This is a genomic window from [Actinomadura] parvosata subsp. kistnae, from assembly GCF_900323885.1.
GTDB classification, from domain to species: domain Bacteria; phylum Actinomycetota; class Actinomycetes; order Streptosporangiales; family Streptosporangiaceae; genus Nonomuraea; species Nonomuraea composti.
On the sequence record NZ_OOHJ01000018.1, the window covers coordinates 2317811 to 2340857 of the forward strand.

A 23047-nucleotide genomic window follows, 5' to 3' on the forward strand; every position below is an offset into this window, starting at 1 on the left:
CTACTGTTCGGGGGTGACGTGTTCCCGATACGCCGCAAGCGAACGATGTTTAGGACGCTCGCGGAAGCGGCTGTGAATGGCCGCCCATGACGCATACGGACTCACACGGATCGTCCTTCGGACGCCTGGCGCGGAGCCGGCGCGGGGACGCCGCTTTCGCCCCTGCATCTGAGATGCCGCGTCCGTATCTATTACGTAATCATCTTATGTCGCGGCCGATGCAAGTCCAAGCGAGCAGGCTACGCCCTGAGCACAACGCGGCACACGCTGCTCACCGCCCCGCGCGTACCCGCTCTTCACCTCACGCCTCCCCGCCCATCGACCCGCGCCTTCCCGCTCACCACCTCACGCCTCCCACTCACTGCCCCGCGCCTCCCGGCGGTCAGCGGGACGCCTGCGGTCAGCGGGACGGCGGCGGTCGGCGAGACGGCGGCGGTCGGCGAGACGGCGGCGCGCCAGCGGGCGCGCGAGCTGCGCTGAGCGGGACGGCCGGTCAGGGGGACGGCGGGGCGGACTGGTACCTCGCGACGATCTCGTTCACGACCTCCGCGACCCGGCCGAGGTCGGCGCCGAGCTTGACCAGCGCCTCGGCCCCCGCGCCCTCGCCCTCAAGGACGAGCCCGAGCAGCAGATGCTCCGTGCCGATGTGGTCGAGCCCCCGGTCCTGCGACTCGCGACCGGCCCGCTGCAGCGCCTGGGTCGCGCCGGCGGTGAACGGCAGGTGCCCCGACGCCGGCGCCCCACCCTGCCCGACGAGCTCCACGACCTGCCGCCGCGCGTCGTCGAGGCCGATGCCGAAGCTCTCCAGCGCCTGGGCGGCCACCGCCTCACCTTCCCGGAGCATGCCCAGCAGGAGGTGCTCGGTGCCGATGTGGTGATGGTGGAGCGCCTTCGCCTCTTCCTGGGACAGGACGATCACGCGCCGCGCCCGGTCGGTGAACCTCTCGAACAACTCGCCGCTCCTCTACTAAGCAGTCGGTCAGGACGGTGAATGCGTCCCATCCTTCCGCATGCCGGCGAGGGAGCGGCAATTCGCGATCATGGGGACGAAGGCGGCGCGCGGCATCCGGGCGGACGGCCATCGGTAATCCGCCATCCGGTCAGCCCGGTTACCGGACGTGTCCTCGTGCGGCGAGAGTGACGGCATTGTGCGGGGATGCCGGCGGAACCGGCATTGTGCGAGGGATGCTCATACTTGCCGCTTATGCCCGGCTCATCCGAGCAAGAGGCGGGTTATGCGGGGGCCCGCCCTATGCGTTCCGGCTACGGTTATCCGGCAAGCGCGTCAGGAGATACCTGACACGAATGTCACAGCGAGTGAAGACGGCTCCGCGGGTTTTTTCTCATGGCCCGTTCCATGGACGTGTCCGGCGAACGGCTCGGTGCGACGGACCACAACCTCCGCGCGAACCTCAAAGCCCGCCGCACAAGCCAATGCGGAGCGGCCACCGCCAGTTCGTACGCCCGGTTCTCTCACACAGTGAGACGCCTGAACGTACGTTGAATGAGGCATGGCCGCCCCACACGGCATTTGCGCCCGCCGCCCCCACATATGCCGCCACCGCCGGTGAAACGGCACCGTGGAGGGGCCGGACAACGCCTTCACCCAAAACGCCCGCATATGGGCGCCTCAGGAGATCAACTTCCGGGACGCTCCACATTCGGGCGCGCCACGGAAACGATCATGCGCTTATGGCGGCCGCCGGGGTCCGAGGCGAGCATCATAAGCGCATGGTCGAGAGCCGGCCCCTTAGTGGGCGGCTTCGTACTTCTCCACGACGGTGGAGGCGATGCGGCCGCGCTCGCTGACCGGCAGGCCGTGAGCCTTGGCCCACTGCCGGATCTCGGAGCTCTTCTCGCGGCTCATCGCACGGTTGCCGCCCCGGCCCCGCCGGCGCGGTGATACGGCGCCCGCCCTGCGCGCGTGCTGCACGAAAGGCGTGAGAGCGTCCCGCAGCTTCTTCGCGTTAAGGTCGCTGAGGTCAATCTCATAGGTGGAGCCGTCAATAGCGAAGCTGACCGTCTCATTGGCCTCGCCCCCATCGAGGTCATCGATGAGAATCTCCTGGATCTGCTTGGCCATGTACGCAATCCTTTCGCGGAGCATTGTTTCATTCGCCTGCCCAAACATATACCCGGAAAGGCGTTGAGACAATTCAGCGCTACGGGGATTCGGCTGACTGACCGATCAGTTCTGGCTCTCGGGCTGATCCTCGCGGTTTCGCCGGCCCCCCAGGGCCTCGGACCGGACCAACTTCACTACGCCAAAGATGAAGGCGCCGCCCACCACGACCGGGGGGATGAGCGCTGACAATACGTCTGTAAGGGCTTCCATTCGTCCTCGCCTCCACGGCTTGCGGGGTTTCGGGGGCGCATTAAGCGCTGGGAGCGTGTCCACGAGGAGCGCGGCCCCGCTCATGGCACCCAGGCGGCAACCGCCCGTACCTGACCATAGCGTCACACAGATGCCCTGCGTGTCCCAGGGGCGCCGACATCCGGCAACCCGGACGCCCCATAGCCTAATGCCAGTCTCTCCAGGCTCCTTACCGGATCAACCGAAAATTTTGCGAAAAGGCGTAGCCCCAGGTACGCGCACCTCAGGGAAGATCTTTTACCACCCGCGTTCCCGCTGCCCGGTCGTGCGGGCCCCGCTCCAGCGGCTTGTCCATCAGGATGAGCAGCCCCACCCCGAACAGCAGCATTCCCGCCAGCAGATTGACGACGGGAATGCCCATGAGCATCACCGGGGCGGGATAGACCAGCGTCCGCTTGAGCAGAACCCGGCGCGGCAGGCCCGCCGGCGCCAGCCGAATCCTCATGATCGCCTTACCGAACGTGCGCCCCCGCCGGGAAAGCGCCCACCAGTCGTAGCCCGCATAAGCCGCCCCCGCGCCCAGCCACGCGAAGACCCCCGGCAGCCGGCCGCCGAAGACGTCGGCCATCCCGACAGTCCGGAAGACGGCCCACAGCGCGATGAACAGAATGTAATAGAAGACCCCGAAGACGAGCGCTTCAATCAGCCGGGCACCGAGGCGTTCCCACCATTCGGCGGGCAGCACGTCCGTCCGCGGCGCCGTCCCGGCCATAACTCCCACCTCGCGTCGTCGGGGGCTCGGGTCGCTAACTAATTCTGGTACAGGTCCACGCACAAAACATAGGGGCCGGCGAGGCCGGCCCCTATGTCGTGTCCGCGAGAGACTACTTGATCTTCACCACCACGGTGTTCGCGACCTTGTCGGCGAACGTCTGCTGCAGCGGCTTGTCCCACAGCTGCGAGGCGCCGTTCACGGCCACCACGGCCCACGCCAGGAGGCTGGAGACGAAGCCCAGCGGGACAGCGTTGAGAATCCATCCGCCCCACGTGACCGCGGCCCGCTTCAGCGCCGCGTCCGTGGGCAGGCCGCCGGGCGGCACCGGCTGGCCCACCTGAACGACCTTGATGCCCATCACCATCTTGCCGACGGTCTGGCCCTTGGCCTTCAGCAGGAAGAAGTCGAAGGCCACCCACAGCGCTGTCACGACGATCGACGAGATGATCGACGCCACCGTCACCGTGAGGAACCCGCTGCTGCTTCCGTCGAGCGTCGAGTAGCTGGCCACGGCGAACAAGCCGATGACCAGGCCGATGACGAGGTTCAGGATGAACAGGATGACGAAGTCGATGATCCTCGCCACCAGGCGCTGCCACCACTCCGCCAGCGGCGCCGGCGCCCCTGGAGGCTGCACGCCGACCGGCTGGCCGTACTGCTGGCCGTAACCGGGCTGCTGGCCGTAGCCGCCCTGCCCGTACTGCTGCGGCTGCTGGCCGTAGCCCTGCTGCTGGCCGTACTGGTCGTAACCCTGTTGCTGGCCGTAGCCGGGCTGGGCGTAACCGGGCTGGGACTGCTGCTGCTGACCGTAGCCCTGCTGGCCGTAACCCTGCTGCTGGTCGTAGCCCTGCTGGCCATAGCCCTGCTGCTGGCCGTACGCGGCCTGCTGGCCGTACTGGCCCTGCTGGCCGTAGTCGGGCTGCGACTGGGGCTGCTGGCCATAGGCGGCCTGCTGGCCGTAGTCCGGCTGCGATTGCGGCTGCTGACCGTACTGAGCCTGCTGGCCGTAGTCCGGCTGGGACTGCGGCTGCTGGCCATAGGCGGCCTGCTGGCCGTAGCCGGGCTGCGACTGGGGCTGCTGACCGTAGCCCTGCTGCTGGCCGTACTGGGGCTGCTGGCCCGACTGCGGCTGCTGGCCGTAACCGGACTGCTGGCCGTAGCCCTGCTGACCGTAGTCAGGCTGGGACGGCTGCTGCTGGCCGTAGCCCTGCTGGCCGTAGCCGGGCTGGGACTGCTGCTGCTGACCGTAACCCTGCTGCTGGCCGTACTGGGGCTGCTGGCCCGACTGCGGCTGCTGGCCGTAACCGGACTGCTGGCCGTAGCCCTGCTGACCGTAGTCAGGCTGGGACGGCTGCTGCTGACCGTAGCCCTGCTGGCCGTAGCCGGGCTGGGACTGCTGCTGCTGGTCGTAGCCGTGCTGCTGGCCGTACTGGGGCTGCTGGCCGTAGCCCTGCTGACCGTAGCCTTGCTGCTGTCCGTACTGGGGTTGTTGCTGACCGTAGCCCTGCTGCTGGCCATACTGGGGCTGCTGGCCGTAGGCGTCGTCCGCCCGGTAGCCGACCACAGTCACGTCCGGGTCGGGCTCGCCGGGGTGGCGGCCCTGGTTGTGCTGCCCGTAAGGGGTGCCGGGCGGGGGATTCTCGCCGGAATCGTCCTGTGGATACGGCGGCTGTCCGGTGCTCACCGTGTCACCTCGCTTCGAGTGCGCATGTGGCACGTGTCAGGACACATGCCTGTGCTGCCCAACGTATCGACATAGGTATCAACAATCACCTTTCCAAGTGGTCAAGGTCCGCGTCACCCGATGTCAGATGGAGCAGCATCCGGGTGTTGCCCAGGGTGTTCGGTTTGACGTGTTCCAGGTCCAGGAACTCAGCCACGCCCTCGTCGTACGAGGCCAGGAGTTCGGCGTACACCTCCGGTGAGACCGGCGTGCCCTGAATCGGGCGAAAGCCGTGCCTCGCGAAGAAGTCGACCTCAAAAGTCAGACAGAATACACGTCGCAGACCCAGATCCTTCGCGTGCTGTATCAGCGCCGAGACGATCCGATGGCCGACGCCCATGCCGCGGCACGCCGGATCCACGGCCACGGTGCGGACCTCCGCGAGGTCCTCCCACAGCACGTGGAGCGCGCCACAGCCGACAACCTGCCCGCCCCGCTCGGCCACCCAGAACTCCTGCACGTCCTCGTACAGGGTCACGGTGGCCTTCTCCAGGAGCCGCGGACCCGCGCCCGCATAGGTGTCGACCAGCCGCCTGATCGCCCGGACGTCGGGCGTGCGGGCACGCCGGACCACCACCGCGGTCTCGGGCCCGGTTTCGGACGTCGCCAGCTCGGCCACCTGCTCCATGGCTCTCCAGAGTACAGATGTCATTACGGCTCAGCCTTAACTCCCACGTCTCCGCCCATCTTGTTACATGTGGTGGCCATATGAGCACGCTCTCCACATCCGGCAGAAGGGGCATCGAACGTGACATAAACCCCGTTCTGCCCGGCCGGGCACGAGATCACCTTGTGACCCTTCGGTTGTGAAACCTCTATGAACTCGGCAGTTCCGGTTGAGCACGAACTCGGAGTGCATTAGTGTCCAGCGACGATGTTCCCCGCGTGTCGCGCGCGCGGGACACGCCAAATCCCCGCGAGGGGAGCCGGGGACCCACCGGCGGCGACCCCCATCGCCGTCACCCGGGGTGAATCCGAGTCGTTCGGTAGGGCTGCTCCGGCCCGAACCCGTCAGCTAACCCGGTAGGCGTCGAGGAAGGGAGCTTGGTTGGTGAAGGGCACGCGCAACGGCGGGCACAGGACGGCGGGCAGGCACGCCCGCCCGCAGGAGAGGGCCGGGCTGTCACGGCGCCTCGGCGGTGTGGTGAGTATCACAGTGGCCGCGCTCCTGATCGCCCTTCCCGTCGGCCCGGCGTCCGCCGACCCCAAGCCCTCGCTGCAAGACCTGGCCAAGCAGGTCGAGAAGATGCACAACGAGATCGAGACGCTGACCGAGGAGTACAACGGCCAGCGGGAGAAGCTCAAGACCGCCAAGAAGGCCGCCGACGCCGCCCAGAAGACGCTGGCGACCAGCGAGGCCGATCTCGACGCCAAGCGCGCGGAAGTCGCGATGCTGGCCCAGAACGCCTACATGACCGGCGGGCTCAACCGCCTGCTGGCCTTCGCCGGCTCCGGCGACCCCGACTCCTTCCTCGACCGCGCCGCCACCATGGACGTGCTGGAGCAGCAGCAGGGCGCCGAGGTCAACCAGGTCACCCAGGCCAGGGAGGCCGCCGAGCGCGCCAGGGCCGGCGCCAAGGCCCGCATCGACGAGGTCCAGAAGATCGTCAGCGAGCTCGACACCAAGCGCGACAAGATCACCAAGCTGGTGACCAAGGTCGAGAGCAACCTGTTCAAGCGGGCGCTCGGCGAGGCCGGCCGGCCCGGCACCCGGGCACAGCGCGTCAACCTGCCGATCGTCGGCAGCGGCAAGGCCGCCCAGGCCGCCCGGTGGGCGCTCACCCAGCAGCTCAAGCCGTACGTGTGGGGCGCCGAGGGCCCCGGCTCCTACGACTGCTCCGGCCTCGTCATGGCGGCCTACCAGAAGGTCGGCATCTCCCTGCCGCACTACACCGGCAGCCAGTGGACGGCCGGCAGGCACATCTCACGCGAGGAGCTGCGCCCCGGCGACCTGGTCTTCTTCTACAGCGACCTGCACCACGTGGGCATCTATCTCGGCGGCGGCATGATGGTGCACGCCCCGCAGACCGGTGACGTGGTACGGATCGCCTCGATCGCCAACAGGCCGTTCGCCGGCGCGGTCCGCATCGCCGACTGATCGGAAAAGCGGTATCGCGTCTCCGGCTGAATCGGTATCCCTTCGGCCGGCCCCTCCCTCCGTACCGCTCGCCGCTAGATCAACTGGCGGCGGGCCGCCCAAGCCACGGCCTCTATGGCCGTGGCCACGCCGATACGGTCACAGATCCCACGTAGTCTCCTGCGCACTGTGCGCCCGCTGATATCCAGCCGTCTGCCCACTCGGTCTACCGTGACCCCCTTGGCCAGCTCCGCCAGCAGCGCAAGGTCCGCATGGCTCAGCTCAACGCCTTCAGTGAGCACGTCCATCGGGAGCCCTCCCCCCCAACAGCTGAACTTGGGGCCTCTTGACCGGCCCGAAGTCGCTCCTCGCAGACGGTAAACGCATCCTGGAAAGGTCGTCAAGCATAACAATCTACGCCCTTGACGAGCGCTATTGACATGATCCGATATATGTGACGTACTCGCGATATGTCGGCACCGATCACCTCGCGATGAGCGATCTCGTGGAGCCTTCCGGCGCTCCGAATCCCGGGGTTTGGAGCGCGGCCGACGTCCTGGGTTTTGATCCGTTCGATCGGGAGTTTCTGCGTGATCCTTACTCCCGCCATCGCGAGATGAGCGCGCCCGGTGCCCTCTTCCGTACGCGCGCGGGGCTGCTCGTCGCCACCTCTCACGAGCTCTGCGCGACCCTGCCGCGCGGCCCGCGTCTCGGCCGCGGCCCCGGCGGGCGGAACGGCGGAGACGCAGGTCAGCCCGCCGCGTCGGTCCTGTAGCTGGACTCGCCCGACCGCACGAGACTGCGCGCCCTGGTGAGCAGGGCGTTCACGCCACGCATGGCCGAACGGCTGCGCCCGCGCGTCGAGGCGATCACCGCGTCGCTGATCCGCGCGCTGCCCGACGAGGCCGACCTCGTGTCCGCACTGGCGTACCCGCCGCCTGTCATGATGATCAGCGAGATGCCCGGGGTGCCTCCAGAGGACCGTGAACGCTTCCGCGCCTGGAGCGAGAAGCCGGCGCGCGGCCTTGACCCGATGCTTACAGAAGACCTCTTATCGGAAACCGGACAGGCCAGAAGGGAGTTCGGCGCCTGCTTCAGCGACCTCGCCGCAAGGCGCCGGAAGCGGCCCGGGGACGACCTCCCGAGCGAGCTGACGCGGGTGCGGGAGCTGACCGAGCCGGAGCTGCTCGCCACCTGCGTGCTGCTGCTCGGTGGAGGAGGTGCTCCGCCGCGACCCGCCGGTGCAGCTCACCTCCCGGGTCGCGCTGGAGGACGTGTCGCTGGGCGGCACGCCCGTACCGGAGGGCACGCTCGTGATGGCCGTGATAGGCGCGGCCGATCGCGACCCGGCGATCTTCCGGAGCCCGGCCGCCTCGCCGGCCCGGCGCCGCCGTACAAGGAGAACGTCGTGCCGCGCGGGCTGGGCGCCCTGCCGGTACGCCTGTCAGGAAGAGGCTAGGCGGCGTCGTAGCGCCGTCTGGCCGCCTCCACGTCCTCGATGTGCTCCTGCGCCCAGCTCTTGATCGCGGCCACCAGCGGCATGAGGCTCTGGCCGAGCGGGGTGAGCTCGTAGTCGACGCGGACCGGCACGCTGGGCGTGATCGTGCGCGCGACCAGGCCGTCACGCTCCAGGACGCGCAGGGTCTGCGTGAGCATCTTCTGGCTGACCCCGGCGATCCGCCTGGACAGGTCACTGTAGCGGCGCGGGCCCTGCGACAGGGCGGTGAGCACCAGCGTGACCCACTTGTCGCTGAGCCGGTCGAGCAGCTTCCTGGAGGGGCACTCGGCGAAGAACGCGTCGAACGCCTGCCGGGCCTCCTCGCGCCGCTCCGCCGCCGTCTTCGTGGCCACTCTTCCTACTCCCTCGGGGTTGGTTACGAACTTTCAGGTGCCTACTTACCAGAAGAGAGTAACCGTTCCTAGGGTCGTGCGCATGACGAACATGCGTGCACTCATCGGTGGCTCCGGCGCTCCCCGGCTGGTGGAGGCGCCCGTGCCAGAGGCGGGCCCCGCCCAGGTGCGGATCAAGGTGGCCGCGGCGGCGGTGAACCCCTTCGACCTCGCGATCGCCGCCGGCACCGTCGCCGACTACGGGGTGGCCCGCCGGCTGGACTCCTACGGGCTGGGGTTCGACGTCGCGGGAGTCGTGGACCAGGTGGGCCGGGGAGCGGCGTTCGAGGTCGGCGAGGAGGTGATCGGGCTGGTCGCCCGGCTGGAGCTGCCGACCAAGGCCCAGGCCGAGTACGTGGTGCTGGACGCCTCCGCGGTGACGCGGGCGCCCCGAGGGCGTACGGCCGTGGAGGCGTCCACGATCCCCCTGAACGCGCTCACCGCCTGGCAGGCGCTGGACCGCGCCGGGGCCGGGCAGGGCCGGACGTTGCTGGTCACCGGGGCAGCCGGGGCCGTGGGCGGCTACCTGGTCGAGCTGGCCGCGCTGCGCGGCGCCCGGGTGGTGGCGGTCGCGGGGGCGGCCGACGAGGAGCTGGTACGCGGCTTCGGGGCCGAGTGGTTCGTCCCCCGGGGCGACGACCTGGCCGAGTCCGTACGGGCTCTGGTGCCGGGCGGGGTGGACGCCGTGGTGGACGCGGCGGTGCTCGGCCTGGCGGCGCTGGACGCGGTCAGGGACGGCGGGGCGTTCGTGGCGCTGTCGGCCGGGGTGGCGCCGGTGGGGCTGCGCGGCATCGACGTGGCCACCGTGTTCTTCAGGGCCGACGCGGGGCAGCTCGCGGAGGTGGTGCGGCTGGTGGAGGCCGGGCGGGTGACGCTGCGGGTGGCCGGGACGTACCCGCTGGAGAAGGCCGCCGACGCGCACGCGAGGATGGCCGCGGGCGGCCTGCGCGGCCGCCTGGTCCTGATCCCCTGAGGTGCGGGCACGCGCGCCCGGCGAACGCGGCCCTGAGGTGCGGGCACGCATGCCCGGCGAGCGCGGCCGTGAGGTGCGGGCACCCACAGCCGGCGCGCCCGCTCCTGAGGCGCGCAATCCGGACATCCCACGCCCGCACAACGACCGGGGCCCGGTCGTCGGAACGACCGGGCCTCGGGCGGCGCGAGGTTGCTCTACTGGGTGGGCTTGACCAGCGGGAACAGGATGGTCTCGCGGATGTTCTTGCCGGTGAACGCCATGATCAACCGGTCGATGCCCGCCCCCATGCCTCCGGTCGGCGGCATGGCGTACTCCAGCGCCTGGAGGAAGTCCTCGTCGAGCTGCATGGCCTCGGGGTCGCCCCCGGCGGCGAGCAGGGACTGCTCGACCAGCCGGCGGCGCTGGTCGATCGGGTCGTTGAGCTCGGAGAACGCGGTGCCGAGCTCGGTGCCGAAGCCGATCAGGTCCCACTTCTCGGTGAGGACCGGGTCGTCGCGGTGCACGCGGGCCAGCGGGGAGGTCTCCACCGGGTAGTCCATGACGAACGTGGGCTGGATCAGCGTGTGCTCCACCAGCTCCTCGAACAGCTCCTGCACGAGCTTGCCCGGCCCCCACTTCGGATCCCAGTGGATCTCGCGGCGGTCGGCGATCTTGCGCAGTTCGTCGAGCGTGGTGGCGGTGGTGATCTCCTCGCCGACGGCCTCGGAGACGAGCTGGTAGAGCGGGACGCGCGGCCACTTCTCGCCGCCGAGGTCGACCTCGGCGCCCTCGTGCACGACCACGGTGCCGCCGAGCGCGGCCTCGGCGGCCCGCTGGATCATCCGCTGCGTCAGGTCGGCCATGTCGTGGTAGTCGAGGTAGGTGCCGTAGGCCTCGACCATCGTGAACTCGGGGTTGTGCGTGGAGTCGGCGCCTTCGTTGCGGAAGGTGCGGCTGATCTCGAAGACCTTCTCGATGCCGCCCACGACGAGCCGCTTGAGGTAGAGCTCGATCGCGATGCGAAGGTAGAGCTCCATGTCGTAGGCGTTGATGTGGGTCTTGAACGGCCGGGCCGCCGCGCCGCCGTGGATCGGCTGCAGCATCGGCGTCTCGACCTCGAGGTAGCCCTCCTCGTGCCAGAAGTCGCGTACGGCGCGCACGGCCGAGCTGCGCAGCCGGGCCATCTTCCTGGCCTCGTCGTTGACGATGAGGTCGACGTAGCGCTGGCGGACCCGCGCCTCGGGGTCGGTGAGCCCGACGTGCTTCTCCGGCAGCGGGCGCAGGCACTTGGCGGTGATCTGCCAGCTCTCGGCGAGGATGGACAGCTCGCCGCGGCGGGAGGTGATGACCTCGCCGGTCACGCCGATGTGGTCGCCGAGGTCGACGTCGCGCTTCCAGCGGGCCAGCGACTCCTCGCCGACCTTGTCGAGCGAGATCATCACTTGCAGGTCGGCGCCGCCGTCGCGGATGGTGGCGAAGCAGAGCTTGCCGCCCACGCGGTTGAGCATGACGCGCCCGACCACGCCGACGCGGTCGCCGGTCGCGGTGTCGGGCTCCAGGCCCTGGTATTTCTCCCTGACCTCGGCGTTGGTCGCCGTGCGTGGGAAATTCACCGGGTAAGGGTCGACGCCCTCGCTGCGAAGGCGGTCGAGCTTCTCCCTCCGGATGCGCATCTGCTCGGGAAGTTCGTCGCTCACAACAACAAAGGGTAGGGGATATGGCGAACTGCAAGGGCTCGTCGGCCCCCTGAAGGAGCGCTGCAGGGTCGCTGAAGGAGCGCTGCAAGAGCCCCGGTTTACAAATTCTTCACGAGCTCGGGGGGGAGCCGGTAGGGAGCCGGCCCAAGGGAGCTCTGGGAGAGAAAGATGTTGAAGAAGATCGTGACCGGTTTCGCCGCCGTCGCCGCCACCACCGCCGTGGCCCTGTCACTGCCCGCGTCGGCCCAGGCCGACTCCTATGACTACTCCGAGTACTGGGGCCCCGTCTACGCCAAGCACTACCTCGCCAAGGCGCAGGGCTGGGTCGGCGTCGACTGGGACCACGAGGGCGAGTCGAACGAGGTCACGGTCAAGGGCAGGCTGTTCGACCTGGACAACCGCTCGTACGACGAGGGCGGCAAGTGCGCGTACGTGCAGTTCGAGGCCAGTGACTTCGACGGCGACTGGTCCCCGGTCTACTCGAAGAAGTACTGCGGCTACCCCGGCTACAAGAAGTTCGGCTTCGAGGAGCACGACGTCTACAGCCTGCGGGTGAAGGTGTGCCAGGTCGGCCCCCAGGGCGGCTACGCGAAGAAGTGCGGCCCGTGGGAGTACCTCTACACCGCTGAGAGCGAGTGACCTGGCCGTTGAAGGCGGCCCCCACCCCGGCAGGGGTGGGGGCCGCTTCTTCATGACGCGTTGCGGTGGTAGATCAGCCGGAGGCCGATGAGGGTGAGCCACGGCTCGTGGACGTCGATCGAGCGTGACTCGCCCACGACGAGGGCCGCGTGCCCGCCGGTGGCGACCACGGTGACCTCGTCGGGGTCGTCGGCCAGCTCGGCCGCCATGCGCTCGACGATGCCATCCACCTGGCCGGCGAAGCCGTAGATGATGCCGGCCTGGAGGGCCTCGACGGTGTTCTTGGCGATCACCGAGCGCGGCCTGACCAGCTCGACCTTGTGGAGCTGGGCGCCGGCGGCGGCCAGCGCGTCCACGGAGATCTCGATGCCGGGGGCGGTGACGGCGCCGACGTACTCACCCTTGGCCGACACCGCGTCGAAGGAGGTGGCGGTGCCGAAGTCGACGATGATGCAGGGGCCACCGTACTGGTCGATGGCGGCCAGCGCGTTGACGATGCGGTCGCTGCCGACCTCCTTGGGGTTGTCCATGCGGACGGGGACCCCGGTGCGGATGCCCGGCTCCACGATCACGGCGGTCACGTCGCCGTAGTAGCGGCGGCACATCTCGCGCATCTCGTTGAGCACGCTGGGCACGGTGGAGCAGATGGCGATGCCGTCGACGTCGGCCCCCTTGAGCAGCGGCGACTGGGCCAGCAGGCCCTGGAGGACGACTGCGATCTCGTCGGCGGTGCGGCGGGCGTCGGTGGCCAGCCTCCAGTGCTCGATGACGTCCTCGCCCTCGAACAGCCCCAGCACCGTGTGCGTGTTGCCGACGTCGATCGTGAGCAGCATCAATTACCCCCGCAGATCCAGTGCGATGTCAAGGGCCGGCGCTGAGTGCGTTAGCGCTCCCACCGCAAGGTAGTCGACGCCAGTGTCCGCCACATCACGGGCCGATTCCAAGGTCAATCCCCCGCTGGCCTCAAGAGCAACCCTATTTTTCGCCCGATTTTTCACGATATGGACGGCGCGGGCCGTGTCCTCGACCGTGAAGTTGTCGAGCAGGATCAGCTCGGCGCCCTCGTCCAGAACCGGATCGAGCTGGTCGAGCCGGTCGATCTCCACCTCGATCGGCAGATCCGGGTAGCGCTCCCTGACCGCCCGGAACGCCTCGGCCACGCCCCCGGCGGCCACCACGTGATTGTCCTTGATCAGCGCGGCGTCCGACAGCGACATCCGGTGGTTGACGCCGCCGCCGCAGCGCACCGCGTACTTCTCCAGGGCCCGCAGCCCCGGCAGCGTCTTGCGGCTGTCGCGCACGCGGGCGGCGGTGCCGCTGATCGCCTCGGCCCAGCGGGCGGTCAGCGTGGCCACCCCGGACAGGTGCGTGAGCAGGTTGAGCGCGGTGCGCTCGGCCGTCAGCAGGGCCCGCACCGGGCCCTCGACGGTCATGAGCACGTCGCCGGCCCGAACCTGCTCGCCGTCCTTGGTCACGCGCTCGGCCCTGGACGCGCCCAGCCGCACGAACACCGCCTCGGCCACGGCCAGCCCGGCCACCACGCCGTCCTTGCGGGCCACCACGTCGGCCACCGAGCGCTGCCCGGCCGGGATCGTGGCCAGGCTCGTGACGTCGCCGGCCTCTTGCAGGTCCTCCTCCAGCGCCCGGTCGATCAGCGCGTCCACCTCGGCCGGGTCCAGCCCGGCGGCGGTCAGCTCGTGCGCCAGGCGCGGCGGCATCGTGTCACCGTGCGGCGTGTACGTCATGCGCAGGCCCTCCTCCGTCAGGGTCACGTCGAGGTGACCCAGCCATTCGTTGTCGTCGCGGGTCTCGTGGTCCTCGCGCCAGTGTGAGCCGCGCGTCTCCAGCCGGGCCGCCGCCGCGCCGGTCAGGGCGGTGGCGACGGTGAGCAGGTTCGTGGCCTCCCACGACTCGGTACGGGCGGGCACCTGGACCGGCGTCCAGCGGGCGTCGCGCAGCGCCCTGGCGGTGGCGGCCAGGGAGTCGCGGCTGCGCAGCACGCTCGCCCCGCTGCTCATGTGGGCCTGGATCCTCGGCCTGACCCGCGGGTCCACCAGCCCGTCCGGCGCCCGGTTCGGCACCGGGTCGCCGGGCGCGGGGCGGGTGGCGTGGATGTCCTCGGCGATGCGCTCGGCGAACACGAGCCCTTCGAGCAGGGAGTTGGAGGCGAGCCGGTTGGCGCCGTGCACGCCGGTGCAGGCGACCTCGCCGCAGGCGTACAGGCCGTCGATGGAGGTGCGGCCGTGCAGGTCCGTACGGACGCCGCCGCTGGCGTAGTGGGCGGCGGGCGAGACGGGGATCGGCTCGGTGGCCGGGTCGATGCCGTGCTCGCGGCAGACCGCGTAGATCGTCGGGAAGCGGGACTCCCACTTCTCGCGCCCGAAGTGCCGGCCGTCGAGGTAGACGTGCTCGCGCCCGGTCTCGCGCATCACCCGCAGGATGGCCTTGGCGACGACGTCGCGCGGCGCCAGGTCGGCCAGCTCGTGCACGTCCGCCATGAACCGGTTGCCCTCGTGGTCGGTCAGGAAGGCGCCCTCGCCCCTGACCGCCTCCGAGATGAGCGGCTGCTGGCCGGTCGAGCCCTCGCCGAGCCACAACACGGTCGGGTGGAACTGCACGAACTCGATGTCGCGCACCACGGCCCCGGCCCGCAGGGCCAGCGCCACGCCGTCGCCGGTGGAGACGGCGGGGTTGGTGGTGGCCGCGAAGACCTGGCCCATGCCGCCGGTGGCCAGCACCACGGCCCTGGCGCGGACCGCGCCCACGCCGTCGCGCGCGCCCTCGCCCATGACGTGCAGCGTCACGCCCCTGGCCCGGCCCTTGGCGTCCTTGAGCAGGTCGAGCACCAGCGCGTGCTCGATCACCTCGATCCCGCCGGCCCTGACGGCCTCGACGAGGGCCCGCTGCACCTCCGCGCCGGTGGCGTCGCCGCCGGCGTGCACGATCCGGCGCCGCCGGTGGCCGCCCTCGCGGGTGAGCTGCAGCTCGCCGTCGGCGGTCCGGTCGAAGCGGGCGCCCCTGTCCATGAGCCGGCGCAGCGCGCCGGGGCCCTCGGTGACGAGCGCGCGCACCGCCCGTACGTCGCAGAGCCCCACTCCGGCGATCAGCGTGTCGTTCAGGTGCTCGTCGGGGGTGTCGTGGGGGTCGAGCACGGCCGCGATGCCGCCCTGGGCCCAGCGGGTGGAGCCGGCCGACAGCACGTCCTTGGTGACGACCAGCACCTTGGCCGCCGGCTCCAGCTCCGTGTACCGCAGGGCCACTGTCAGGCCCGCGACGCCGGAGCCCACGACGACCACGTCCGCCTCGACGGTCCAGCCGGGCTCCGGCGCGGTCAGCCGCAGGGGAATCGCCGGTGCGCTCATTGGGGTCTCCTCACTGAGGGCAATCTCGTCAGGCTGACGATAAACCCTGGAGTGGTGATTTCGTCAATATGACGATAACGCCTGGAGTGACGGGAACATGCCCCGGGGGTGCTCAGAGGCTTTCGGTCTTCCTGATGAACGCCTCGTACTCCGCGAACGGCTCCAGCCCGACGGCCCTGCGGCGCTCGTCCAGCAGCTCGGCGTCCTCGATCGGCATGGGCTCCAGCCCGCTCGCGCCGTCGTGGAACTGCGTGCCGTAGAGCTGCGGACGGCCGGAGCGCACGCGTACGCGGTCCACCAGGTACGCGAAGTCGCGCGGCGACGCCTCGTCCGACTCCACCGCGTCGGCCATCACCTGGAGGAACAGGCGCTGTACCGCACGGGAGGTGGCGTGCTGCGCGAGGAGCCAGGCCGCCCGCGCCGCCCGCTCCCCCACCTGCGAGATCAGCGGCCAGCCACGGGTGGCGACGACGGAGTAGAGCCAGGCCGTGTTGCCCTCGTCGAGCCGCTGCAGGCGGGCCAGCCGCTTGTCGCCGGGAAAGCCCTTGGCCGGGTCGCGCATGGCCTGGTCCATCTCCATGCGGCGGAGCAGCTCGGCCTTCAGCTCCTCATCCGTCATGCTCCCGACGGTAATCGGCCTCAGGCGGGATTCAAGGTGACGGTGACGTTGTCGATCAGCCGGGTGGTGCCCACCTTCGCGGCCACGGCGAGCACGGCCAGCCCCTCGTAGTCGTCGCTCACCTCGGCGAACGTGGCCGGATCGACCAGGGCCAGGTAGTCGACGTCGAGCTCGGGGCCGGCCTCGTCGAGCACCGCGCGCGCGGTCTCGCGGATCTCAGCCGGGGTGAGCTGGGCCGCGCCCGCGCGCAGGGCCCGCGAGAGCGCCAGCGCGACCCGCCGGTCGTCGGCGGACAGGTAGCGGTTGCGGCTGGACAGCGCCAGGCCGTCGGGCTCGCGCACGGTCGGCGCGCCCAGGATCTCGATCGGCAGGTCGAGGTCGGCGACCATGCGGCGGATCAGGGCAAGCTGCTGGGCGTCCTTCTGGCCGAACACCGCGAGGTCGGGCTGCACGAGGTTGAACAGCTTCAGCACCACCGTGAGCACGCCGTCGAAGTGGCCCGGCCGGTAGGCGCCCTCGACGACCCGGCCCATCTCGCCGGCCGAGACGCTGACCTGGCGGTCGGGGCCGTACATGTCCTCGGCGGCCGGGTGGAAGACGACGTCCACCTCCTCCTCCCGGCACACCTCAAGATCGGCGTCAAATGTACGGGGATAACGCGAAAAATCCTCGTTAGGGCCGAATTGGAGGGGATTGACGAAGATGCTGACCACGACCTGATCGGCGCGCACCCGGGCCTGCCTGATCAGCGACCGGTGGCCCTCGTGGAGCGCGCCCATGGTCGGCACCAGCGCCACCGTGCCTCCACGGCGCGCCTTGACCAGGTCTTCCCGGCCCCTGGCGACGATCAGCTCCATAACAGCCCTTTCCACGCGACGGTCAGGTCCATATATTGCCCCCCAGTGCGTCGAGCAGCCGCTCCGCCTCCTCCGGTTTGAGCAACCCCGCGGCCAGCGCCCGGTCGGCCGTGAGCCGGGCCAGCGCGATGTAGGCGTCGGCCGCCTCAGGAGCGGCCAGGATCAGCGCGTCGACGTGCTTGCGCACGGTGCCCGCGTCGCCGCGGACGACGGGGCCGGTCAGGCCGGCGATGCCCAGCCGCAGCACGTTGTCGAGCGCCGCGCCCAGCAGCGGGCCCAGCATGCGGCCCGGATGGTCGACGCCGATGCCGCGCAGCAGGTCGGAGGACTCGGCGATGAGCGTGACCATGTGGTTGGCGGCGTTCGCCAGGGCCGCGTGGTAGAGCGGGCGGTCGGCGTCGGCGATCCAGACCGGCTCGCCGCCCATCTCGATCACCAGGGCCTCGGCGACGGGCCGCAGCACCTCGGGGGCGGTGACGCCGTAGGAGATGCCGGTGAGCTTGTTGAGGTCGTCGTCCCGGCCCGTGAACGTCATCACCGGGTGCAGCGCGAGCGGCAGCGCGCCCGCCTCGGTCGCCGGGTCGAGCACCGACAGCCCGTACGCGCCGCTGGTGTGCACCAGCATCTTGCCCTGGAGGTCGGCGCCGGTGCTGGCCAGCCCGCTGACGAGGTCGGGCAGCGCGTCGTCGGGCACGGTGAGCAGGACGAGCTGGGCCGCCGCCACCACCTCGTCGGGCCGGGACGGCGTGACGCCGAGCCGGTCGGCCGCCCATCGCTGGGAGTTGTCGGAAACCCCGCTGGCGGCCACGACCCGATGCCCGGCCTGCGCCAACGCGGCGCCGAGCGCGGATCCGACCTTGCCCGCCCCGAGCACGCCGACGGTCAGCCGTGCCGGGCGATCCCCTGCGTCCATGACGTCTCACCCCTGTCGACCGTGATGGCACTGCCGACCAGCGTAACGGCCTCTCAGGGTGGCGAGCGTGACCGGTGTTTTGCCGCGCGTTGAGTTATTCGCAAAAGCGACAAGGGGATACAAACCGTGCACCCCCTGTCGGAAGAGATGAGGAGAGGGGTTCACCGCATGGCAGCGGGCGCCGAGTCCTGGATCGAGGCCCGACGCCCGCGCGGTCTTACCCCTTGGAGGTGCGCCGACCGGTCATCCGCCGACTGACCGGCCGGAGGACGAGCCCGGGCCGACCTGCGTCGGCCCGGGCTCCTTCTTCTCAGGGATGCTGCGGAACGTTGACGCCGGCGCCACCCTTGCAGCCGGCGACGCTCACGCCGATGACGGCCACGGCGTTGCCGCAGACGTTGATCGGGGCGGCGATCGGGGCGACCAGCTGGTTACCGCCGAGCACGCTGCCGCTGCCGTCGCTGATGACGTCGGCGTGCGCCGGGGCGGCCAGGGACATCATGGCGACGGCTCCGGTGAGGACCAGGACCTTCTTCAGCACGAGGGCTCCTCTCGGTATCGCGGCACGTTGGGCCGCGGTGCGTGTTGGGGAGCGATCGGCATCAGCCAATTGGGGGTTGGCAGAACGCGACCACTCGGTGACAATGGGTAAACGTTACCGCAAGTTCGCGACCTTGAGTAGTCAGATCGTGACGGTGCGTGCCAGCCACAAGTCATGAGATAGTCCAGGCATGTGGCTCACCTGGCGCGTCGCAACGGAGCGCGCGCTGTACGGCGAGGAGGGCTTTTACCTCCGCGAACGCCCTTCGGGCCACTTCCGCACCTCCGTCAGCGCCTCGGCGGCCTTCGCCGACGCGGTGCTGGCGCTGCTGGCGGAGGTGGACGCGGAACTGGGCGCCCCCGACGTGCTCGACCTGGTCGACATCGGCGCCGGAGAGGGCGTGCTGGTCACCCAGGTGCTGGAGGCGGCGGAGCCGCGGCTGCGCGACCGGCTGCGCGTCACGGCCGTCGACCTCTCCCCCCGACCGGCCGGCCTGCCCGAGCGCGTCGAGTGGTCGCCGAGCCTGCCCACCGAGATCACCGGCCTGGCCATCGCCAACGAATGGCTCGACAACGTGCCGCTCGACGTGGTCGAGCAGACCGCGGAAGGCCCGCGCCTGGTCATGGTCAACGTGCACACCGGCGAGGAGCGCATCGGCGGCCCCCTCCGGCCCGCCGACCGCGACTGGCTGGAGCAGTGGTGGCCGCTCGGCAGGGTGGGCTCGCGGGCCGAGATCGGCCGCCCGCGCGACGAGGCGTGGGCCTCCGTTCTCGTGCGCCTCACCAGGGGCCGGGCGATCGCCATCGATTATGCACACCCTGTGGACAACCGGCCGCCGCACGGCACGCTGACCGGTTACCGCGACGGGGCGGTCGTCACCCCCGTACCCGACGGGACCTGCGACATCACCGCTCACGTCGCGCTCGACGCGTGCGCCGCGGCCGGGCGGCGGGCCGGTGCGATATCCACAACCTTGTCCACACAGCGGGAGGCGCTGCAGGAGCTGGGGCTCATCGGCGTGCGGCCGCCGCTGGAGCTGGCCCGCACCGATCCGCGCGGCTACCTCCGGGCCCTGGCGCGGGCCTCGGAGGAGGGCGAGCTGATCGACGCGTCGGGGCTCGGCGGCTTCGGATGGCTCAGCCAGTCGAAGTGAACCCGCCGCCTTTCAGGCGGTGGCCGTGAGCTCCAGGGCGTGCAGGCCGCGGATGACGTAGCCGGGCTTCCAGGACGGCTCCCGCCGCAGCTCCAGCGTGCCCGCGCGGTCCAGGAGCGCGCCGAACGACTCCAGCAGCTCGATCCTGGCCAGCGGCGCGCCCAGGCAGAAGTGGATCCCGGCACCGAAGGAGATGTGCGGGTTGTCGGCGCGGCCCACGTCGAGCCGGTCCGGGTCCTCGAACACGTCCTGGTCCCGGTTCGCCGAGCCGAACAGCAGCGCCACCTCCGAGCCGCGCGGGATCCGCACCCCGTGCACCTCGATGTCCTCCAGCACCCAGCGCTCGAACATCTGCAGCGGCGTGTCCCACCGCATCAGCTCCTCGACCGCCGTGGGCAGCAGGGAGCGGTCGGCACGCAGCCGCTCCAGCTCCCCCGGGTTCCTGAACAGCGACCACCAGCCGTTGCCCGTCACGTTCACGGTGGCCTCGTGGCCGGCGTTGAGCAGCAGCACGCAGGTGCCGACCAGCTCGTCCTCGGTCAGCTCGTCGATGGCGGCCAGCGCGCTGACGAGGTCGTCGCCTGGGCTCCTGCGGCGCCGGTCGGCGAGGTCCTTGAGGTAGGCGGAGAACTCCGCGGCCGCGCGCACCGCCGTGTGCTGGGCCTCGGGCGACGGGTTGAGCTCGTACATGCCGCAGATGTCGGCCGACCAGGGGCGCAGCAGGTGGCGGTCCTGGTCGGGGATGCCGAGCATCTCCGCGATCACGGTGACGGGCAGCGGCTCGGCGACCTCCGCGATCAGGTCGCCGCCGCCCTTCTCGACGAACGTGTCCACGAGGCCGGTGGCGATGGCCCGCACGCGGGGGCGCAGCGACTCGACCATGCGCGGCGTGAACGCCTTGGAGACCAGCCGGCGCAGCCTGGTGTGCACCGGCGGCTCCACGTCGAGCATGCCCGCCCTGATCACCCGCCAGAACGGCTCCTGGAACTCCGGCTCCGCCGGCCGGCCGAACTCCTCGTGGGTGGCCACGTGCAGGTAGGAGCGGCCAAGGCGGCGGTCTCTGAGCAGCGCGTTGACGTCGGCGTGACGCGCGATGAGCCACTGGCCCGTCGGCTCGAAGTAGCTGACGGGCGCCGCGCGTCTCAGCTCGTCATAGACCCGGTACGGGTAAGCCACGAAATCCGGATTCCAAGGATCAAAGCCCACTATTTCATCTTAGGAGTGGCTTCCTGGTGCTTGGCGTGCTTGCTCCGCATCCGGATGTTGAGCAGCTCCACGATCACCGAGAACGCCATCGCGAAGTAGATGAAACCCTTCTCGATGTGCTGGTCGAGCCCCTCGGCCACGAGCACCACGCCGATCAGCACCAGGAACGCCAGCGCCAGCATCTTGATGCTCGGGTGGTGCTCGACGAAGCGGCTGATCGGCCCGGAGGCGAACAGCATCACCAGCACCGACACGATGACGGCGGCGATCATCACGCCGATGTTGTTGACCATGCCGATCGCGGTGATCACCGAGTCGAGCGAGAACACGACGTCCAGGATCATGATCTGCACGATCACGGAGGCGAACGAGGCCGCGGCGGCCTGCTTGCCGTCCTTGCCGGGGCCCTCCATGCTGTGGTGGATCTCCGTGACGCTCTTGCCCAGCAGGAACAGGCCGCCGAGCAGCAGGATCAGGTCACGTCCCGAGATCTCGTGACCGAAGACCGCGAACAGCGGCTCCGTGAGCTGCACCACCCACGACAGGCCGAGCAGCAGGAGCAGCCTGCTGATCAGGGCGGCGGCCAGGCCGAGCACCCGGGCCCGGTCCCGCTGTTCGGGAGGTAGCTTGCCGGCCAGGATGGAGATGAAGATGATGTTGTCGATCCCGAGGACGATCTCCAGGGCGACAAGGGTGAAGAAGCCGATCCAGATGTTCGGGTCGGTCACCCAATCCAACATCTGCTCACCTCCATGACTCAGGGGGCTTGACGGGGGTTTCCCGGTAGCAACGAGTCACGGGCGGCATAAGTTCGCGGTCTTGCGTTTCCTGCCCGGGTGTCGGTTATAGTTCCGACGTAGGTCATGAGTGCCAGCGACAAGCCCCGGCTAGCTGGCCGGCAACCCTCGCGTCCGCGGCGGGGTGCCCCGGGTGAAGACCTGGTCCGTCACGAGGTGTGGCGGGCAAGCGCGGGCTCCGTGGCTGCTCCCAGGGGTCCGATGACCCTTCAGGAGGTATGCCGTGTCCACGCTGACGATCTTCAACGCCGCCGCCCGCGACGCCGCCGAGGCCGCCCCGTCCGCCACGACGAGCCGCCCCATCCCCGCCGTCATCGGCGCCGACCTCGAAGTGCCGGTCAAGGGCGGCCGGCTCGTCGGGTACGCCAACCTCGACTACGCCGCCAGCGCGCCCTGTCTGGAGCCGGTCAGCGCCGCCGTCGCCGCCGCGCTCCCGGCCTACTCCAGCGTCCACCGCGGCGCCGGCTACGCCTCGCAGCTCACCACCGCCCGCTACGAGCAGGCCCGCCACACGCTCAGGGCGTTCGCCGGCGCCCGCCCCGACGACGCCGTGATCTTCACCCGCAACACCACCGACGCCACCAACCTGCTCGCCGGCTGCCTGCCCGCCGGCACCACCACCGTGGTCTTCGACACCGAGCACCACGCCTCCCTGCTGCCCTGGCCGCAGGCCGTCCGGCTGACGCCGCCCGCCTTCCCCGGCGCGGCCGTGCGCGCCGCCGACGAGGCCCTGGCCGCGATCGACGGGCCGAAGCTGCTCGTCGTCACCGCCGCCTCCAACGTGACCGGCGAGCTGTGGCCGATCGCCGCCCTGGCCCACATCGCGCGCCGGCACGGAGCCCGGATCCTGGTGGACGCGGCGCAGCTCGTCCCGCACCGCAAGCTCAACCTGACCGCGCTCGACCTCGACTACGTGGCCTTCTCCGGGCACAAGCTGTACGCGCCGTTCGGCGCGGGCGTGCTGATCGGGCGGCGGGACTGGCTGGCCGAGGGCGAGCCGTACCTCAAGGGCGGGGGCGCGGTGCGCTCGGTCGGGGACGACGTCGAGTGGCACGACGACCCCGAGCCCCGGCACGAGGCCGGCACCCCGAACGTGCTGGGCGCCATCGCCCTGGCCGCCGCCTGCGACGCGCTGTCCGCCACCGGCTGGACGGAGCTGGTGCGGGAGGAGGAGCGGCTGATCGCGCGGCTGCGGGCCGGGCTGGCCTCCATCCCCGGCGTACGGGAGCTGTCGCTGTGGGGGGACGACCACCCGCGGGTCGGCATCGTGTCGTTCACCGTGGCCGGGTACTCGGCCCGGGAGGTGGCCGAGGCGCTGTCCGGCGAGTACGGGATAGGGGTGCGCGACGGCAAGTTCTGCGCGCACCCGTTCGTGCGGCACCTGCTCGGCACGGCCGACGGCGGCTGCGAGGACGGCACCGCCTCCGCGGTGCGGGCCTCGATCGGGATCGGCACCACGCAGGAGCACGTGGACCGCCTGGTCGAGGCCGTGCGCGACCTGGTCTCCCGCCTCTGAAGCACCTGTCTCCGAG

General features: G+C 70.3%; 24 protein-coding genes and 2 riboswitches. Of the genes, 7 read left to right on the forward strand and 17 right to left on the reverse strand.

Translation table 11 applies throughout. The features are described 5' to 3' along the window. Nucleotides 1-493: 493 nt before the first annotated feature. From KIS93_RS30725 to KIS93_RS30745, 5 genes are all read right to left on the reverse strand, one after another. Complete coding sequence (locus tag KIS93_RS30725; RefSeq protein ID WP_080044357.1) at nt 494-952, reverse strand: Clp protease N-terminal domain-containing protein; 459 nt, start codon at nt 950-952, stop codon at nt 494-496. A gap of 798 nt (nt 953-1750) precedes the next feature. After that, complete coding sequence (locus KIS93_RS30730; RefSeq protein WP_080047412.1) at nt 1751-2083, reverse strand: histone-like nucleoid-structuring protein Lsr2; 333 nt, start codon at nt 2081-2083, stop codon at nt 1751-1753. Between the two features lie 514 nt (nt 2084-2597). Then, nucleotides 2598-3086, reverse strand: coding sequence for an RDD family protein (locus KIS93_RS30735; RefSeq protein ID WP_080044356.1), 489 nt, complete (start codon nt 3084-3086; stop codon nt 2598-2600). Nucleotides 3087-3198: 112 nt separating this feature from the next. Next, complete coding sequence (locus KIS93_RS30740) at nt 3199-4773, reverse strand: RDD family protein (protein ID WP_186404521.1); 1575 nt, start codon at nt 4771-4773, stop codon at nt 3199-3201. A gap of 85 nt (nt 4774-4858) precedes the next feature. Then, complete coding sequence (locus KIS93_RS30745; protein ID WP_080044354.1) at nt 4859-5440, reverse strand: amino-acid N-acetyltransferase; 582 nt, start codon at nt 5438-5440, stop codon at nt 4859-4861. Between the two features lie 266 nt (nt 5441-5706). After that, nucleotides 5707-5857: riboswitch (cyclic di-AMP (ydaO/yuaA leader) on the forward strand. Nucleotides 5858-5956: 99 nt separating this feature from the next. On the opposite strand from KIS93_RS30745, the gene KIS93_RS30750 reads away from it, so the two are divergent. After that, a complete protein-coding gene (locus KIS93_RS30750) occupies nt 5957-6910 on the forward strand; it encodes a C40 family peptidase (RefSeq protein WP_230465727.1) in 954 nt (317 codons plus the stop codon). 74 nt (nt 6911-6984) lie between these two features. Here KIS93_RS30750 and KIS93_RS30755 read toward each other — a convergent pair whose 3' ends face one another. After that, the gene (locus KIS93_RS30755; protein WP_043615366.1) at nt 6985-7197 is read right to left on the reverse strand and encodes a LuxR C-terminal-related transcriptional regulator; all 213 of its coding nucleotides are present in this window, start codon (nt 7195-7197) and stop codon (nt 6985-6987) included. Between the two features lie 185 nt (nt 7198-7382). Between KIS93_RS30755 and KIS93_RS30760 the strand changes: the two genes are divergently transcribed. After that, nucleotides 7383-7664, forward strand: coding sequence for a hypothetical protein (locus tag KIS93_RS30760; RefSeq protein ID WP_155128882.1), 282 nt, complete (start codon nt 7383-7385; stop codon nt 7662-7664). On the opposite strand, the gene KIS93_RS69145 is transcribed toward KIS93_RS30760, so the two are convergent. Next, complete coding sequence (locus KIS93_RS69145; RefSeq protein ID WP_155128880.1) at nt 7640-7834, reverse strand: hypothetical protein; 195 nt, start codon at nt 7832-7834, stop codon at nt 7640-7642. The genes KIS93_RS30760 and KIS93_RS69145 overlap by 25 nt on opposite strands. A gap of 296 nt (nt 7835-8130) precedes the next feature. Between KIS93_RS69145 and KIS93_RS69150 the strand changes: the two genes are divergently transcribed. Then, the gene (locus KIS93_RS69150) at nt 8131-8412 is read left to right on the forward strand and encodes a cytochrome P450 (RefSeq protein ID WP_420895883.1); all 282 of its coding nucleotides are present in this window, start codon (nt 8131-8133) and stop codon (nt 8410-8412) included. On the opposite strand, the gene KIS93_RS30775 is transcribed toward KIS93_RS69150, so the two are convergent. Next, on the reverse strand, nt 8345-8740 hold the full coding sequence (locus KIS93_RS30775; protein ID WP_080044350.1) for a winged helix-turn-helix transcriptional regulator: 396 nt from the start codon (nt 8738-8740) through the stop codon (nt 8345-8347). The genes KIS93_RS69150 and KIS93_RS30775 overlap by 68 nt on opposite strands. An 82-nt stretch (nt 8741-8822) precedes the next feature. On the opposite strand from KIS93_RS30775, the gene KIS93_RS30780 reads away from it, so the two are divergent. Continuing rightward, complete coding sequence (locus KIS93_RS30780; RefSeq protein WP_230465725.1) at nt 8823-9752, forward strand: NADP-dependent oxidoreductase; 930 nt, start codon at nt 8823-8825, stop codon at nt 9750-9752. Between the two features lie 194 nt (nt 9753-9946). Here KIS93_RS30780 and lysX read toward each other — a convergent pair whose 3' ends face one another. Further along, nucleotides 9947-11428, reverse strand: a complete 1482-nt coding sequence (gene lysX / locus KIS93_RS30785) for a bifunctional lysylphosphatidylglycerol synthetase/lysine--tRNA ligase LysX (protein ID WP_080044348.1) — start codon at nt 11426-11428, stop codon at nt 9947-9949. A gap of 168 nt (nt 11429-11596) precedes the next feature. On the opposite strand from lysX, the gene KIS93_RS30790 reads away from it, so the two are divergent. Beyond that, nucleotides 11597-12067, forward strand: coding sequence for a hypothetical protein (locus KIS93_RS30790; protein WP_080044347.1), 471 nt, complete (start codon nt 11597-11599; stop codon nt 12065-12067). Between the two features lie 50 nt (nt 12068-12117). Here the strand turns inward: KIS93_RS30790 and KIS93_RS30795 are convergent, their stop codons facing one another. The 6 genes from KIS93_RS30795 to KIS93_RS30820 all read right to left on the reverse strand — a co-directional run bounded on the left by KIS93_RS30795 (nt 12118) and on the right by KIS93_RS30820 (nt 18359). Then, nucleotides 12118-12900: a type III pantothenate kinase gene (locus tag KIS93_RS30795; RefSeq protein ID WP_080047411.1), complete on the reverse strand. Its 783-nt coding sequence runs from the start codon at nt 12898-12900 to the stop codon at nt 12118-12120. A gap of 3 nt (nt 12901-12903) precedes the next feature. Next, complete coding sequence (locus KIS93_RS30800) at nt 12904-15429, reverse strand: L-aspartate oxidase (RefSeq protein ID WP_080044346.1); 2526 nt, start codon at nt 15427-15429, stop codon at nt 12904-12906. A 112-nt stretch (nt 15430-15541) separates the two neighbouring features. Continuing rightward, complete coding sequence (locus tag KIS93_RS30805) at nt 15542-16048, reverse strand: DUF6624 domain-containing protein (protein WP_080044345.1); 507 nt, start codon at nt 16046-16048, stop codon at nt 15542-15544. Between the two features lie 20 nt (nt 16049-16068). Beyond that, a complete protein-coding gene (gene panC, locus KIS93_RS30810; RefSeq protein WP_080044344.1) occupies nt 16069-16905 on the reverse strand; it encodes a pantoate--beta-alanine ligase in 837 nt (278 codons plus the stop codon). Between the two features lie 22 nt (nt 16906-16927). Continuing rightward, nucleotides 16928-17818 carry a Rossmann-like and DUF2520 domain-containing protein gene (locus KIS93_RS30815; protein WP_080044343.1) on the reverse strand — a complete coding sequence of 297 codons (891 nt, stop codon included), beginning with the start codon at nt 17816-17818 and terminating at the stop codon, nt 16928-16930. Between the two features lie 310 nt (nt 17819-18128). Further along, nucleotides 18129-18359: a chaplin family protein gene (locus tag KIS93_RS30820; protein WP_080044342.1), complete on the reverse strand. Its 231-nt coding sequence runs from the start codon at nt 18357-18359 to the stop codon at nt 18129-18131. 190 nt (nt 18360-18549) lie between these two features. On the opposite strand from KIS93_RS30820, the gene KIS93_RS30825 reads away from it, so the two are divergent. Further along, nucleotides 18550-19512 (forward strand): SAM-dependent methyltransferase, encoded by a 963-nt coding sequence (locus KIS93_RS30825; RefSeq protein ID WP_080044341.1) that lies wholly within the window; start codon nt 18550-18552, stop codon nt 19510-19512. 12 nt (nt 19513-19524) lie between these two features. Here KIS93_RS30825 and KIS93_RS30830 read toward each other — a convergent pair whose 3' ends face one another. Together KIS93_RS30830 and KIS93_RS30835 are read right to left on the reverse strand one after the other, a co-directional pair. Next, entirely contained in the window at nt 19525-20688 is a 1164-nt protein-coding gene (locus tag KIS93_RS30830) for a cytochrome P450 (RefSeq protein WP_230465724.1), read from the reverse strand. 29 nt (nt 20689-20717) lie between these two features. Further along, nucleotides 20718-21458: a TerC family protein gene (locus KIS93_RS30835; RefSeq protein WP_080044339.1), complete on the reverse strand. Its 741-nt coding sequence runs from the start codon at nt 21456-21458 to the stop codon at nt 20718-20720. 119 nt (nt 21459-21577) lie between these two features. Beyond that, a riboswitch (SAM riboswitch) is annotated at nt 21578-21693 on the forward strand. Between the two features lie 45 nt (nt 21694-21738). Here KIS93_RS30835 and KIS93_RS30840 point away from each other — a divergent pair. Then, the gene (locus KIS93_RS30840) at nt 21739-23031 is read left to right on the forward strand and encodes an aminotransferase class V-fold PLP-dependent enzyme (protein WP_080044338.1); all 1293 of its coding nucleotides are present in this window, start codon (nt 21739-21741) and stop codon (nt 23029-23031) included. Nucleotides 23032-23047: the final 16 nt, after the last annotated feature.

What these genes read in the sequence shown, in the direction of transcription:
- KIS93_RS30730 (WP_080047412.1), bottom strand. Translation starts at nt 2,083, where the DNA reads ATGGCCAAGCAGATCCAGGAGATTCTCATCGATGACCTCGATGGGGGC.
- KIS93_RS30735 (WP_080044356.1), bottom strand. Translation starts at nt 3,086, where the DNA reads ATGGCCGGGACGGCGCCGCGGACGGACGTGCTGCCCGCCGAATGGTGG.
- KIS93_RS30745 (WP_080044354.1), bottom strand. Translation starts at nt 5,440, where the DNA reads ATGGAGCAGGTGGCCGAGCTGGCGACGTCCGAAACCGGGCCCGAGACC.
- KIS93_RS30755 (WP_043615366.1), bottom strand. Translation starts at nt 7,197, where the DNA reads ATGGACGTGCTCACTGAAGGCGTTGAGCTGAGCCATGCGGACCTTGCG.
- KIS93_RS30760 (WP_155128882.1), top strand. Translation starts at nt 7,383, where the DNA reads ATGAGCGATCTCGTGGAGCCTTCCGGCGCTCCGAATCCCGGGGTTTGG.
- KIS93_RS69145 (WP_155128880.1), bottom strand. Translation starts at nt 7,834, where the DNA reads ATGACAGGCGGCGGGTACGCCAGTGCGGACACGAGGTCGGCCTCGTCG.
- KIS93_RS30780 (WP_230465725.1), top strand. Translation starts at nt 8,823, where the DNA reads ATGACGAACATGCGTGCACTCATCGGTGGCTCCGGCGCTCCCCGGCTG.
- KIS93_RS30790 (WP_080044347.1), top strand. Translation starts at nt 11,597, where the DNA reads ATGTTGAAGAAGATCGTGACCGGTTTCGCCGCCGTCGCCGCCACCACC.
- KIS93_RS30795 (WP_080047411.1), bottom strand. Translation starts at nt 12,900, where the DNA reads ATGCTGCTCACGATCGACGTCGGCAACACGCACACGGTGCTGGGGCTG.
- KIS93_RS30800 (WP_080044346.1), bottom strand. Translation starts at nt 15,429, where the DNA reads ATGAGCGCACCGGCGATTCCCCTGCGGCTGACCGCGCCGGAGCCCGGC.
- KIS93_RS30805 (WP_080044345.1), bottom strand. Translation starts at nt 16,048, where the DNA reads ATGACGGATGAGGAGCTGAAGGCCGAGCTGCTCCGCCGCATGGAGATG.
- panC (WP_080044344.1), bottom strand. Translation starts at nt 16,905, where the DNA reads ATGGAGCTGATCGTCGCCAGGGGCCGGGAAGACCTGGTCAAGGCGCGC.
- KIS93_RS30815 (WP_080044343.1), bottom strand. Translation starts at nt 17,818, where the DNA reads ATGGACGCAGGGGATCGCCCGGCACGGCTGACCGTCGGCGTGCTCGGG.
- KIS93_RS30825 (WP_080044341.1), top strand. Translation starts at nt 18,550, where the DNA reads ATGTGGCTCACCTGGCGCGTCGCAACGGAGCGCGCGCTGTACGGCGAG.
- KIS93_RS30835 (WP_080044339.1), bottom strand. Translation starts at nt 21,458, where the DNA reads ATGTTGGATTGGGTGACCGACCCGAACATCTGGATCGGCTTCTTCACC.